The sequence below is a fragment of the Bacillus paramycoides genome (genome assembly GCF_001884235.1).
GTDB lineage: Bacteria > Bacillota > Bacilli > Bacillales > Bacillaceae_G > Bacillus_A > Bacillus_A paramycoides.
The window spans coordinates 36,785-50,491 of record NZ_MAOI01000048.1; the positions used below are offsets into that span (position 1 = coordinate 36,785).

The following is a 13,707-nucleotide window of genomic DNA, read 5'->3' on the forward strand; positions in this document are numbered from 1 at the left end:
AATATGAACAGTTTGCAACTGTTTTCATGAAACTCTATGTAGATTCCTTATTCTTACGCTTTATTTATTTCATCCTTACCCCTCTCTTGTCCACGCACGTTAAACACGCTCTTCATATACTAATACAAGCTCATTTTATTTTAGAAAGGAGATATAAATTGAAACAAACAAAATTAACTGGTCATATCGTTGTTCCCTCAGATCCCGAATATGACATAGCGCGAATAAATTTAAATTTAAGCATTCCAAAACTCCCTTGTATTATTGTTTTTTGTCAAAATAAAAATGATGTGTGTAACGCCTTAAAATGGGCACGTGAACGTCATATACCGTTTCGCTTAAGAAGCGGACGGCATAGTTATGAAAATTTCTCTCTTTTAAATGGCGGACTTATTATTGATGTGAGTGAAATGCATCGCATTACTGTTAATACAGATAAATTAACAGCAACAATTGAAGCTGGTGCAAATCTTGGCACTGTTTATAAAGAGCTTTGGAATTATGGTGTTACAATACCAGCTGGTACAAGTGCAAGCGTTGGAATTGTTGGATTAACACTTGGCGGTGGCATCGGTATGCTTTCACGTTTATTTGGATTAACATGTGATCAATTAGTAGAAGTTGAAATGGTACAAGCGTGCGGAAAATTTGGCGCAAAACTCATTCGTGCAAACGAGCAAGAAAACTCTAACTTATTTTGGGCATGCTGTGGTGGTGGTGGTGGAAACTTCGGAATTGTTACATCCTTAACTTTTCGAGTACATCCTATAAAAAATGTATCAATCTTCTCAATTACATGGGAATGGCAAGACTTTATTGCTGCCTTTCAAGCTTGGCAAAACTGGGCGCCTTATATAGACGAACGTCTCACTTCATCAATTGAATTATTCGCAAAGCAACGAAATAAAATCGAAGCACAAGGTGAGTTTGTTGGCTCTCCCTCTGAACTCCATTCCTTATTATCTCCTCTTCTTGAAACTGGTAATCCTTCTCTATTTATAGATGAAGTCCCATATATAAAGGCTGTTCAATTCTTTAACAGCGGTAATATTCCTGAAAACTTTAAACGCTCTGGTTCCTACGTATATAAACCTATCCCTCTTAAAGGCATTCAAACCATGCAATATTTTCTTTCTCATGCACCAAATAAAGATGCGAGTATTTGGCATCAATCACTCGTAGGTGCTGTAGAAAATATTTCTCCTAATGAAACCGCTTATTTCCATCGCAAGGCAATCATTGCTCAAGAATATATTACTTCTTGGAAATGCGACGATGAAGAAAATCAAAATATACGCTGGGTTAAAGACTTACGAGAAAGTTTAGATCCTTATACACTAGGCGACTATGTCAATTGGCCCGATATCGACATTAAGAATTGGCAAACTAGTTATTATGGCTCTAACTTTCAAAGATTGCGTAAAGTGAAAACCTTTTATGACCCTTGCAACGTTTTTCACTTTCAACAAAGCATTCCCCCTTTTCATATATAAAAAGGAAGAACAGAATGCTGTTCTTCCTTTTTACATTGAAAACCGTTCAATTGTTCGTTTCAAATCAGCTGCTTGCTTCTCTAAATCTTTTAATAATTGATCAATTACTACCATATTTTTAGACTGTTGTAGTGTCACACGTGCCACTTCTTGCGACCCAGCTGACGTTTCCTCAGCAATTGCTGCTACAGCCTTTGTTTGTGCTCCCGTTTGATGAATATGACTCACTTGTTCATTCATATAACTACTAATTTGCTTGGTTGCATCGGCGACTTCCATAATACTTGATGACATTTCTTTTAAAATTAATTCTGTAGCTTCTCCGCGTTTCGCCTCTTCCTTAGCTGTTTTCACTTGCTCGGTCATTTTCATGGCGACTTGTTGCACTTCTTCCTGCATATTCCGTAATAATTGCGATATGTTTCTGGCAGAATGATCACTTTCATCAGCAAGTTTGCGTACTTCTTCTGCTACAACTGCAAAGCCTTTTCCATGTTCTCCTGCACGAGCCGCCTCAATAGAAGCGTTTAATGCTAATAAATTTGTTTGGCTAGCAATCTCACTTACAACAGAAACTATTTGTTCCACTTGTTTCATTCTTTCTTCTAATTTCTGTACATTTTGCATCGAATCTTCATTTTCTTTCGCCAATGTTTGAATACCTTGAATTAAAGAAGTAAAGACACGAGTACTTTGCCCTAAAGCTTGAACCATTTCTGAGGACAATTGATCAGAGTGCTTCGCCTTTTCTTCTACTTCACTCGCAATAGAAGTCGTTGTATCAACAGTAGAAACAATCGCCTGAATCGATGCTGCGGATTGCTCAGCACCAGAAGAAATCTCTGCAAGGGTTTCAGACACACCTTGTGCTTGCTTAGTCGCTTCGCCTGTTTGTTTTCTAATTTGCTGAACTTGATTATTTGTATACGAAAATGTAGTATCAATATTTTTTACCATGCCCCTTAAGTTTCCTAGCATCATATTAAATGCAACACTTAAAGATTTAATCTCATCATCTGTATTTGGCAATGGGACATCTTCACGAATATCACCATCAGCCGCTTTCCTTGCAGCTTCCTCTAACTTCCGAAGTGGTTTAATTAAGAATATTGCTGCCACATATGCTAAAATTCCAGACCATACTACACCTAATAACATAACGATAATATTATAAACAGTTTGACTTACATAACTTTGAAAATAATCATATATAACGTAAATAAAAAATAAACTTGTTGAATATGTAATTAAAGCTAAAACTGTAGTAAATAGCATAAGCTGTATACGCAAGCCAAAGGAAAATGTTTTCCTTTCTTTTTCCATCTCTTCTTTCCCCCTTCTTATAAGCAATATAAGTACTACCTATATATTATTATCCATATTTTCGTTATAGAAAGATATAGAGATTTTAAAAATCATTATTTCCTTGAATATCAAATCCACCGAAAAAAATAAAGGATTCTGACAATTTATGACTAATAACAGAAATAAGGGGCAACATTTGTAAAATATATTTTTGACTGGAGGTTTTGTATGATTCAAGTTCAAAATCTAGTAAAATCATTTGGCTCACTTGATGTTTTAAAAGGAATTGATTTAGAAGTAAAAGAAAAAGAAGTTGTTGTTTTAATTGGTGCCAGTGGTTCCGGAAAAAGTACATTACTTCGCTGTCTTAACTTTTTAGAAATGTACGATGAAGGTGAAATTCACCTTCAGGGTGAACGAATTGATCCAAAGCATTCAAATTTAAACAAAGTCCGTGAAAATGTCGGTATGGTTTTTCAGCACTTTAACCTCTTTCCTCATATGACCTCACTAGAAAACATCATAGAAGCACCTATTCACGTTAAAAAATTGGAGACAGCAAATGCAAAGGAGATTGGGAATCAACTCCTACAAAAAGTCGGCCTACAGGATAAGGCTGACGTAACGCCCCACCTACTTTCAGGTGGCCAAAAACAGCGCATTGCGATAGCAAGAGCTCTTGCTATGAATCCTAAAATTATGCTATTTGATGAACCTACCTCAGCCTTAGACCCTGAACTTGTTGGAGAAGTATTGCAAGTTATGAAAGAGCTTGCTGAAGAAGGAATGACCATGGTTATTGTTACTCATGAAATGAATTTTGCAAGAGATGTAGCTGATCGCGTCATCTTTATGGATGATGGGAAAATTGTAGAGGATGCTCCTCCAGCGCAATTCTTTTCAGCTCCATCACATGAACGGGCAAAGCAATTTTTACGTAACGTTTTATAATGTTACTTCTATTTCAAGCGTAAAGAAATACATTCATACGGCGCACAACTAATTGTCCAAATAAAATATCTCGATAACATACTTAAAACCATCCGTATGATCAATATATAGGAGGGGTTTTATGAAGAAGAAATTATTAACCATTGTTGCGAGTATTACATTATGTACATCCTTCATACTAGGAGCCTGTAGTAAGGAAAGTTCTACTACTTCATCAAACGGTGAAAAGGAATTTCGTTACGCGATGAGTGGCTTATACAAGCCTTTTAACTATAAAGAAAATGACGGGAAACTTGTCGGTTTTGATGTAGAAATAGGTGAAGCTCTCGCAAAAAAGATGGGAATGAAACCTGCTCCTGTTACAAATCCTTGGGAAACATTGATTCAAGGCCTACAATCAAAAAAATATGATGTGATATTAGGAAGTATGGCAATCACAGAAGAACGATTAAAAGCTGTCAATTTCTCAAACCCTTATTATCGCTCTGGTGCCCAAATTTTTGTATCTAAAAAAAATACATCTATCTCTTCTCCAGAAGACTTAAAAGGTAAGAAAATTGGTGTTGTAAAAGCTAGTACCTTTAAAAATCTTGTCACAAAATATACAGATCAAATTACAGAATACGATAGTGACATTACCGCTCTTATGGACTTAGAGCCTGGGCGTGTTGACGCAGTAATCACTGACCAGATGGTTGGTTTACGTATGATAAAAGAAGGAAAATCTAATATAAAAGAAGCTGGAAAGCCATTAAATCTTGATGAAATGGGAATTGCTATTCGCAAGGATGATAAAGAAATGGTTGAGAAAGTAAATAAAGCTTTAGATGAAATCATTAAAGATGGTACGTATGAAAAGATCAGTAAAAAATGGTTTGGCCGTAATATTCTTGGGGAAGAGGCAAAAGCGAAGTAAGTTAGCTATTCAATGATTCCATAAATCATGCCCCACTTTTCATGTGGGGCATTTCATTCCCTACTAAAATCCATACAATATGAGGTGACACATATGTTTGAAATTTTTATTTCTACCTATCCTACACTCTTAAAGGCTACTATTGTCACATTACAATTAACATTAACATCCCTATTACTAGGTTCACTAATTGGATTACTATTCGCCTTCTTTCGAATCTCTAACAATAAGGTTTTAAATAGTATTGCTCATGTATACATCGCCATTATTCGTGGTACACCTTTAATTGTTCAAATCGCAATTCTCTATTTTGGGATTACATCTGTTGTTGTTTTTACCCCTTTTTGGGCAGGAGCAATTGCTTTAGCAATTCATAACGGTGCGTATATTACAGAAATTTTCCGCGGATCAATTCAATCCGTTGACCGGGGACAATTGGAAGCTGCTCGCTCTTTAGGCATGCCTTATCCTTTAGCGATGCGCCGTATTATCTTACCGCAAGCATTTCGCCTATCTCTTCCTCCTCTAGGGAATCAATTTATTATTGGATTGAAAGATTCTTCCCTTGTTGCTTACGTAGGGATGTCCGAATTATGGGGATCAGGTTTATCGATTGCCGCAGGTAACTTCCAACAATTAGATACATATATCATTGTTGGTGTATACTATCTCGCACTTGTTCTTCTATTTACTTATCTTGTTAGTCTTCTAGAAAAACGACTACAACGAAAAGAAAATAACTCTGTCCACGTCAATACAAAGAACAAGAAAGAAGTTTCTTTATAATAAAAAGCAAGCTCCAAGAGAGCTTGCTTTTTCACTTTAAAATATATCTAATTTTATTGATTTACCTTTTTAATAGCCTCTTTTTCCTCTATATGTTCCTCACGATATGAAATATTATGAGGGTCTAGTCCATTTCCTAAAGAACCGTAGAAATGTTCTTTATGAGGATCAATTAACTCACTTCCTTGATAGTACACACGTGGTGTATTCCAAAGCGCTGCCAATGCTTTTGTCATTGGCATTTCGTGATAACGTTCCGGCCACATTTCTTTAATTTTCTCTTTTACTAACGGATAGTATTTAGAGCTCATAGCAGGAAACAGATGATGTTCTGTATGATATGAGAAATTGAAATGTAAAACGTCTACCCAGCGCGGCACTGTTACTGATAAACAGTTTGCTAATGGATCATTTACTGGAACAATTGGATTTAAGCGATGATTTGTTGCGATATATGCCATTACAATAAAGTTAGCAATTAACAACGGAATCACGTATGCAAATAACCACTTTGCAGGTCCCATAATAAACAATAGACTAATCCAAACCGTCCAAGGCAAAAGAAGTTGAAGCCATACAGATTTTTGATTGGATGACTTAAATTCCTTAATAAAATGAAAGAACATTCGAGTCGAATGCAATGTAAATTGAATTGTTAGTGACAGAAAACTAAAGAATGAACGAACATGAAGAGGCATGTGATATACCCAGCTCAAAAATTTACTCTTTTTAAGTTTCTCAAGTGTCGGCCATGCATCTGGATCATTCTCTTCATGCTGTGTGTGAACATGATGCGTTGCATTATGCCACTTTCTCCAAAGTTTTGGACCAGTTGATAATGGCATAAATGCAATCGCACCTAAAAAATCACGAAGCCATGCCTTTCTTACAACCGTTCCATGTAAAATTTCATGTCCTAAAAATCCAAGTGAAGCAAAACATAGTCCAAGAACAATTGCAATTCCTAGATTTGCCCACACATTCAATTCAAATACACCAATCGTTATTAACCCCGCCAATGCCACAAGTAAATAAGCCAGTCCACCAAATAAACGAGTAGGAACTGGTTTAAATGCTTTTTTTGGCAAATGTGGTGATACACGCGCTGCATACCACCCAAACGTATGAAGCTCCTTCATCCTTTTGCCCCTTTCTTATGCCGCGCCCTGCGCAACTTGCATATATCAATTCTTGCTTCCAGATTGATTTTACTAGGCGATCCAAAAAGCATTTATCATAAGGAAAATATACTCACTCTATCGTCACTTATTTTTCGCTTTTATTATCAATGAAAAACATTTCTCTTTTTACTCTCTATCAACCTTTCCACATGATGAATCATAACAATAGACTTTCTATATTGTCAACAACTTTTATGACCTAGTAATAAAGGTTGGTTATATTTTTATAATTATACCTTATTTCAATAAAGAGAAAGTATAGGTTTTATAAGGATTTATCCGTTATATATATAAATATACTTAAAAGCTACAAACTCTATCTCACTCAAGAACTCTCTACGTATTAACAAATCCGATCACTTGAATTTAGTTTTATATAAAGCATACCTCTTCATACTAATCCCTAAAAATAATTATTTTAGAATAATTATATCTTTCGTTCATTAAAATTAAAATCCTTCAAAAATAGCACACATGAATTCCATATAATATGGAGATATTAAAAGGAAAATTGTTCTAAATCAGGAGGTTTTCGTAATGACAGATGACACATTTCCACAATTGCCATCATCCTATTGGATTAAATCCACTCAGTTTCCTACTTTTCCTCATTTATCCGAAAATATAAAGACAGATGTTGCTGTCATCGGTGCTGGTATTACAGGTATTACCACTGCCTATTTACTCGCTAAAGAAGGATTGAAAGTTGTTTTAATTGATTCTGGCTCTATTTTAAATGGAACAACTGGACATACAACTGCAAAAGTAACAGCACAACATGATCTTATTTATGACGAATTAATAAATCATTTTGGTGTTGAAAAAGCTCGGCTTTACTACGAATCAAATAATAAAGCTCTACAATTTATAAGCGAGACTGTGCAAGCATATAAAATTGACTGTAATTTCACAAATGAAGATTCCTATTTATACACAACTACTGATAATGGATTACGAAATTTAACGAAAGAATATGAAGCCTATCAAAAATTAAATATTCCTTGTGACTATGTTCAATCCCTACCCCTACCTATTCCAGTACAATCAGCACTTGTAATGAAGAATCAAGCGCAATTCCATCCTCTCCTTTATTTAAAAACACTTTTAGAAAAGTTTGTGGAAATGGGTGGAACAGTTTATGAACAAACAACAGCGTTAGATATTGAAAAAGGGGTTTATCCACAAGTAATTACAAAGAGTGGTCACCGCATCACTTGTGGATATGTCGTCTCTTGCTCACATTTCCCTTTTTATGATGCCAATAGCTTTTTCTTTACGCGAATGTATGCAGAACGTTCCTATGCTCTTGCTATAAAAGCGAAAACAGATTATCCAGGAGGGATGTATTTAAGTATTGATGATCCAAAACGCTCCTTACGCTATATAACAGACAATGGTGAACAACTAATTTTAATCGGTGGAGAAAGCCATAAAACAGGGCAAGGAATTAATACGATGCTTCATTATGAAGCACTATATTCCTTTGCTGAAGCTACTTTTGGAGTAGATGAAGTTCCTTATAGATGGTCTGCACAGGACTTAATTACTTTAGATAAACTCCCTTATATCGGACATATTAATGAAAGTAATCCAAATATATTTGTTGCAACAGGATATCGTAAATGGGGTATGACTACTGGAACTGCAGCAGCTCATTTACTAAAAGATTCAATTACAAAAATTCACAACCCTTATAAAGAACTTTTTGTACCATCACGCTTCCACTCGAATCCGGACATAAAGTCATTCCTTACACAGAACATTGATGTTGCTAAACATTTAATTGAAGGAAAAGTTGAAATTGCTTTACGTAAACCAGAAGATCTTGAAGTTGGTGAAGGATCTGTTGTACGTGTCAACGGTAAACGCGCAGGTGCCTATAAAGACAAAGAAGGAGAATTACATATTGTTGATACAACTTGTACGCACCTCGGCTGTGAAGTTGAATGGAACAACGGTGATTGCACTTGGGATTGTCCTTGCCACGGATCTCGCTTTTCAATTGATGGGGACGTTATCGAAGGTCCAGCAGATCAGCCATTGAAACGAGTTGATAACGAGTAAAAAATAAAGAAGTTCAACGGAAATTTCGTTGAGCTTCTTTATTTTTATGAAGATTTTTCAGATAATTTTCGACATAAGAAGGAAAATATTAATATTCAACAAAATAATATATTAATTTACAAAAAAGAGGTGAATACTATGCAACCTTCTGCTCCACCTCATCTAGAATCTACAAAAACTACCTTTTCAAGCTCTATTACAAAACTTGTTGTTTTTATTTGTTGGCTAGCCATTCTAGCTGACGGATATGATTTAGGTATTTACGGTGCCGTCCTACCAAAGCTCCTAGAGGACAATAGCTGGGCACTATCACCAGCTCACGCTGGAACAATTGCCAGCTATGCTTTATTTGGGATGTTTATTGGTGCTATTCTAGTTGGAACCATTACGGACCTAATTGGACGAAAATGGACACTCGTATGCTGTCTAGCCCTTTTTTCTATTACAATGGGCTTAGCTGCAATTGCTCCTTCTCCGGAATTATTCGGGCTATCTCGATTTATCGGAGGAATTGGATTAGGTGGCGTTATCCCAACAGCTTCGGCACTTACTGTTGAGTATTCACCCCAAAAGCGACAATCTTTTATTTATGCAATTATGTTTACCGGCTATCCCTTAGGTATCGTACTAGGCGCCATTTTGTCCATGTTTATGTTAGAAGATTTCGGATGGAGAATTATGTTTGGCATCGGAATGATTCCGCTACTTCTCATTCCCTTCATTGTTCGTTATTTACCTGAGTCCATTCAATTTTTACTGTCACGTAATCGGCAAGAAGAAGCGAAACAAATTCGTGATCGTTTTCAAATTGAATTACATGTAAGAAAAGAAATTCCTCAAACATCAACTAATATACAAAAGAAAAACGGATTCCTTACATTATTCTCAAAAGAATACATGAAAGCAACTCTACTTTTCTGGACCACTTATATAATGGGAATGTTTTTAATATACGGTTTAAACACTTGGTTACCACAGATGATGCGCCAAGCAGGATATCCACTGGGATCTAGTTTATCATTTCTACTTATGCTAAACATTACTGCAGCTATCGGTGCATTAATTGCTGGGGCAATCGCGGATCGTATAGGAGCCAAAATTGTTATCAGCATCTCCTATCTTATGGCGGCCATATGTATCGGACTATTAACAATTAAACCATCCATTACAATCATTTATCTTTTAATTGGTCTTGCTGGAATTGGATCAGTCGGTATTACTCAAATATTAAATGCGTATGTAACACAATACTTCCCATCGCATATCCGAGCTACCTCTTTAGGCTGGGGACTTGGTCTTGGACGAATTGGCGCAATCGCCGGTCCGGTTCTTGTCGGTATTATTATGACAATGCAGTATGACTTGGCATGGAATTTTTACTTATTCTCATTTGCAGGTCTTATCGCATCTATCTCTGTTTTCTTTATTCCTACAAACCAAAAAAGAGCATAAACTTACTTATGCTCTTTTTTGTATACTTCAAACAACATATTTCGAAATAATGTATTTAAGCTTTCAATATCAATGCCTAGTCCCTTTTCAATCCCTTTCACGTATTGCTGATAATAATCAATTTGCTCTTCTAAAAATTGATTTAACACATTAATTTTTAGACCAATATCCAATTCAGTACCCGCTTTTTTCTTTATTAGCAACTTTTCAATTTCATTCAATACAATAGGCTCTACTGATAGTTCCGTAATTAACCGGTCAAATTCTACTGGGGGCAATGTCCCTTTCTCTTCTAACCATTTACAGGCTAAAATAGGACGTAATACGTAAAAGTACTTTTTCAACTTTACATTTTCACCTTGTAAAAATTCACGATAGTTTTTTGAAGCCATATGTAAGTAATGATATATTGTTGATTTCGGATCAAAATCCTTTTCACTCATTTGCTGAAGTTGTTCTGGAAGATTGGAGTTTTTCAAATAAAAAATCGGTGATCGAATCCATTCAAGTAACGCTGGATTTGACTTTGCAAATAGTTGCAATGCCTTTTTAATATCCCAGCCACTTATGTCTAAATCATCGCTAATTGGATATTCAATTACATCACGTTTATCATGAATTGATAAATACCAATCTACAGGACGTATATAGACAAACCTAACATCATAATCACTATCTTTCGACGGAAATCCCCACGCCCTGCTCCCTGATTCTACAGCAAATAAAATTTTCACATCATTCTCTTTTTCAATTCTTTCTAATTCTAATTCAATTTTCCCTTTCATTTCATACCCTCCCTATTTTTTGATCATTTCCCTGGAAATTCGACAAATATACTTCTAATTTTACTACATACTAAAATAGCTGTCAGAAAATTCCCGACAGCCTAACAAAATACTTATTTTTTCTTTTCAATTACAGCAACTGCAATTCGTTCAATCTCTTTTTGAATTTCTTCTTTATACGCATCGACCTTTGAAAAATCCATAGCAGCAATATAAATTCGCTCTAATTTATCACGAACTGATTTTGCCTTTGCTAAGAAAGACATCGCCTCACTCATTTTTGTTTTATACTGAATTGAAACGTCGCGAATTTCCGTAGCATACTTCTCATCTGTCCCTGGTGTAACAATGAGATCATACATATCAATAATTTCATCACCTTCACGACTTGGAAAATATTCATGCGGTGCTGTGCTATCAAAAATTGCAAATCCTAGTTCCCTTACAATAATCATATCGAGACTATTTGGATCAAATCCACAATGATACACTTCTACTTCAAAACCTTTTTCTTCTGCTGCCTTGGCTAATTTTTTAAGCATCGTTGATTTCCCGGAACCTGGGCGACCTTTTATAAAATAGCGATGCGGCAGTCCTTCTGTTAAATTAGGAACGAAATCAACCGCTCCCTTCGGTGTAGCAGCCCCTAAAAAACGGTGTTTCACGATCGATTTATCTCCACTTTTATCTGCAAATAGTTTCTGTATAAGCTGATCTGTTAATTCGTTTGCTTTATTAAAATCAATATTATTAATATATATTTTCTCCCACTCATCATGTATAACTAACGCTTCTTTAAAACATCCATAAGCTGCTTGAAAGGCTTTACTTGCTTCTGAAACGAATCGTTCAATCTCTAATTTCTGCTTTCTTAATTTATTTGAATCCCAAGCAACCCCTAAATTTATATACTCTTCTACAACTCCAGGCATTTTCGGCTCAATAACGTGTGGCGATGTCCCATCGACAATTCCTACATTTAACTTCGGAATAATTACACCGTCAACTGACTTATTGTCAGAAGAACAATGTAAAAATTCAATATTATATCCTTTTTCAGCCCATTCACGCCCAATTGCTTTTATTAAAGAAGACTTCCCTGTTCCTGGACCACCTTTTAAAATAAACAACCTATCTAGCCCTTTTAAACTCTCTTCATACAAGCTATAAAATCCTCTAGCTGTATTTCCACCAGCAAAATAGTTCAATACATTCCCTGTCACTGCACCCACCCCTTCGCAGCATTCTACTTACATAAGCTACAATATGCGAGATACTTTATTTGGGTGAATACCTATTTTGTATTGCACTAAAAAAGGAAATGAATTACAATTAAACAAACAAAAAATTCCGAATATTAAAACTGAATATACCTTTATCAAGAGAGGCAGAGGGACCGGCCCTTTGAAGCCCAGCAACCTCAGTTTATAAAAACTGAATAGGTGCTAATTCCTGCAAAATGCTTTGCATTTTGGAAGATAAAACTTAACTACTGTATGTAAAGCTCATCTTTCTTGATTATGGAAGATGAGCTTTTTATTATTTTAAAAACATATATTGGAGGTATTTAGGATGAAAGTAATTGACCTATCACAAACGTTTGAAAACAATATGTCTCAATTTCCTGGAACACCAAAAATCCAACTAGAAGCAATTACAAGTGTTGAAGAGACAGGATATCAAGTTACAGATTTTCATTCTGTCGTTCATGTCGGCACGCATTGCGATGCTCCTGCGCATTTTATTTCTGGCGCAACAACAATTGATCGATTACCCCTTGATCAATTTGTAGGCGAAGCTGTTCTTATCGATGTAACTCATGTTCAAGAACGAAAGTTGCCTAAGGACGTACTCAATACTACCGATATAAAGGAAGGAGATATTGTTATTTTCCATTCCAATCTATCTAATAAATGGAACACGGAATCTTATGCGAAAGAAGCATTTTATCTTTCCGAAGAATTAGCTGAAGAACTAGTTAAATTAAAAATAAAATCTGTCGGTTTAGATTTTATTTCTCCTGATGAAGTAACTACAGAAACATCACCTATTCATCACATATTACTAGGGAATAACATTTATTTAATTGAAAACTTAACAAATCTAGATTCCATTAAAACGAAGCGCTTCTTTTTCTCAGCAGCACCTTTAAAAATTAAAAATAGTGATGGTGCTTTTGCCAGAGCATTTGCCGTTATTTTTTAAAATAAGAACTACTTAAGGACAACAAAAAAAGCAAAGATCACTTTTGACCTTTGCTTCTATATTTTTTATTTAAATTAAGAAAGAATTGTTCCACCCGTGGGCGTACCCAAGCTAAATAATCTTTATCTTTCTTCTTTGTACAAGCTATCTCTTCTCCATCTACCATTCCGACAAGTTCTAGCTCTAACATTTGCCTCGTGAATGCTAACATGTCTACTTCTTCTGCCGGATACTCTTCTTTTAATTTCTCCTCAATTTCTCCCAATAAAAAACCATCACGCATCATTGCTAGTGCATCAATCCAAAGTGGCGGCATTTCATATTTTTCTCCTGTAATCGTATCTTTTACAATATAATTCTTTTGCTCTTTTCGAAATTGAATCGTGTGTAAACATACAGCCGAATTTAATGTTAATTCCATCATACCACCCCTTTCATCATATCTGCATAGAAAAAAGGATGCGCGTGCACCCCTTCTTTTCTTTTCATAACACTACCGAACCGTTACACGAGCTCAAAGCTTCATGTCGATATTTTCCTCCATTATAAACGAAGTGTTTTATAAAAAA

General features: G+C 35.5%; 12 protein-coding genes and 1 riboswitch. Of the genes, 7 read left to right on the plus strand and 5 right to left on the minus strand.

All coding sequences use genetic code 11. The features are described from left to right. The first annotated feature begins 158 nt into the window (after nt 1-158). Complete coding sequence (locus BAU28_RS07805; RefSeq protein WP_071718251.1) at nt 159-1,493, plus strand: FAD-binding oxidoreductase; 1,335 nt, start codon at nt 159-161, stop codon at nt 1,491-1,493. 30 nt (nt 1,494-1,523) lie between these two features. Here BAU28_RS07805 and BAU28_RS07810 read toward each other — a convergent pair whose 3' ends face one another. Beyond that, the gene (locus BAU28_RS07810; protein WP_071718252.1) at nt 1,524-2,816 is read right to left on the minus strand and encodes a methyl-accepting chemotaxis protein; all 1,293 of its coding nucleotides are present in this window, start codon (nt 2,814-2,816) and stop codon (nt 1,524-1,526) included. 210 nt (nt 2,817-3,026) lie between these two features. Between BAU28_RS07810 and BAU28_RS07815 the strand changes: the two genes are divergently transcribed. The 3 genes from BAU28_RS07815 to BAU28_RS07825 all read left to right on the plus strand — a co-directional run bounded on the left by BAU28_RS07815 (nt 3,027) and on the right by BAU28_RS07825 (nt 5,451). Further along, nucleotides 3,027-3,749: an amino acid ABC transporter ATP-binding protein gene (locus BAU28_RS07815; protein ID WP_000616905.1), complete on the plus strand. Its 723-nt coding sequence runs from the start codon at nt 3,027-3,029 to the stop codon at nt 3,747-3,749. Nucleotides 3,750-3,870: 121 nt separating this feature from the next. Beyond that, complete coding sequence (locus tag BAU28_RS07820; protein ID WP_071718253.1) at nt 3,871-4,665, plus strand: ABC transporter substrate-binding protein; 795 nt, start codon at nt 3,871-3,873, stop codon at nt 4,663-4,665. Nucleotides 4,666-4,758: 93 nt separating this feature from the next. After that, nucleotides 4,759-5,451 (plus strand): amino acid ABC transporter permease, encoded by a 693-nt coding sequence (locus BAU28_RS07825; RefSeq protein ID WP_025150541.1) that lies wholly within the window; start codon nt 4,759-4,761, stop codon nt 5,449-5,451. A 53-nt stretch (nt 5,452-5,504) separates the two neighbouring features. Here BAU28_RS07825 and desB read toward each other — a convergent pair whose 3' ends face one another. After that, nucleotides 5,505-6,590 (minus strand): Delta(10) desaturase DesB, encoded by a 1,086-nt coding sequence (gene desB / locus BAU28_RS07830; protein WP_025150542.1) that lies wholly within the window; start codon nt 6,588-6,590, stop codon nt 5,505-5,507. A gap of 579 nt (nt 6,591-7,169) precedes the next feature. Between desB and BAU28_RS07835 the strand changes: the two genes are divergently transcribed. Both BAU28_RS07835 and BAU28_RS07840 read left to right on the plus strand, forming a co-directional pair. Then, nucleotides 7,170-8,696, plus strand: coding sequence for an FAD-dependent oxidoreductase (locus BAU28_RS07835; protein ID WP_071718254.1), 1,527 nt, complete (start codon nt 7,170-7,172; stop codon nt 8,694-8,696). 138 nt (nt 8,697-8,834) lie between these two features. Further along, nucleotides 8,835-10,148, plus strand: a complete 1,314-nt coding sequence (locus tag BAU28_RS07840; protein WP_071718255.1) for an MFS transporter — start codon at nt 8,835-8,837, stop codon at nt 10,146-10,148. A 2-nt stretch (nt 10,149-10,150) separates the two neighbouring features. Here the strand turns inward: BAU28_RS07840 and BAU28_RS07845 are convergent, their stop codons facing one another. Continuing rightward, complete coding sequence (locus BAU28_RS07845) at nt 10,151-10,933, minus strand: nucleotidyltransferase domain-containing protein (RefSeq protein WP_071718256.1); 783 nt, start codon at nt 10,931-10,933, stop codon at nt 10,151-10,153. 113 nt (nt 10,934-11,046) lie between these two features. Continuing rightward, a complete protein-coding gene (locus BAU28_RS07850; RefSeq protein ID WP_048375523.1) occupies nt 11,047-12,156 on the minus strand; it encodes a PRK06851 family protein in 1,110 nt (369 codons plus the stop codon). Nucleotides 12,157-12,305: 149 nt separating this feature from the next. Continuing rightward, a riboswitch (SAM riboswitch) is annotated at nt 12,306-12,418 on the plus strand. Between the two features lie 87 nt (nt 12,419-12,505). Between BAU28_RS07850 and BAU28_RS07855 the strand changes: the two genes are divergently transcribed. Next, complete coding sequence (locus tag BAU28_RS07855) at nt 12,506-13,138, plus strand: cyclase family protein (RefSeq protein ID WP_071718257.1); 633 nt, start codon at nt 12,506-12,508, stop codon at nt 13,136-13,138. Nucleotides 13,139-13,175: 37 nt separating this feature from the next. On the opposite strand, the gene BAU28_RS07860 is transcribed toward BAU28_RS07855, so the two are convergent. Next, a complete protein-coding gene (locus tag BAU28_RS07860) occupies nt 13,176-13,559 on the minus strand; it encodes a hypothetical protein (protein WP_025150548.1) in 384 nt (127 codons plus the stop codon). Nucleotides 13,560-13,707 lie beyond the last annotated feature (148 nt).

Coding starts and splice junctions, on each gene's coding strand:
- BAU28_RS07815 (WP_000616905.1), top strand. CDS start 3,027: ATGATTCAAGTTCAAAATCTAGTAAAATCATTTGGCTCACTTGATGTT.
- BAU28_RS07820 (WP_071718253.1), top strand. CDS start 3,871: ATGAAGAAGAAATTATTAACCATTGTTGCGAGTATTACATTATGTACA.
- BAU28_RS07825 (WP_025150541.1), top strand. CDS start 4,759: ATGTTTGAAATTTTTATTTCTACCTATCCTACACTCTTAAAGGCTACT.
- desB (WP_025150542.1), bottom strand. CDS start 6,590: ATGAAGGAGCTTCATACGTTTGGGTGGTATGCAGCGCGTGTATCACCA.
- BAU28_RS07840 (WP_071718255.1), top strand. CDS start 8,835: ATGCAACCTTCTGCTCCACCTCATCTAGAATCTACAAAAACTACCTTT.
- BAU28_RS07835 (WP_071718254.1), top strand. CDS start 7,170: ATGACAGATGACACATTTCCACAATTGCCATCATCCTATTGGATTAAA.
- BAU28_RS07855 (WP_071718257.1), top strand. CDS start 12,506: ATGAAAGTAATTGACCTATCACAAACGTTTGAAAACAATATGTCTCAA.
- BAU28_RS07860 (WP_025150548.1), bottom strand. CDS start 13,559: ATGGAATTAACATTAAATTCGGCTGTATGTTTACACACGATTCAATTT.
- BAU28_RS07845 (WP_071718256.1), bottom strand. CDS start 10,933: ATGAAAGGGAAAATTGAATTAGAATTAGAAAGAATTGAAAAAGAGAAT.
- BAU28_RS07810 (WP_071718252.1), bottom strand. CDS start 2,816: ATGGAAAAAGAAAGGAAAACATTTTCCTTTGGCTTGCGTATACAGCTT.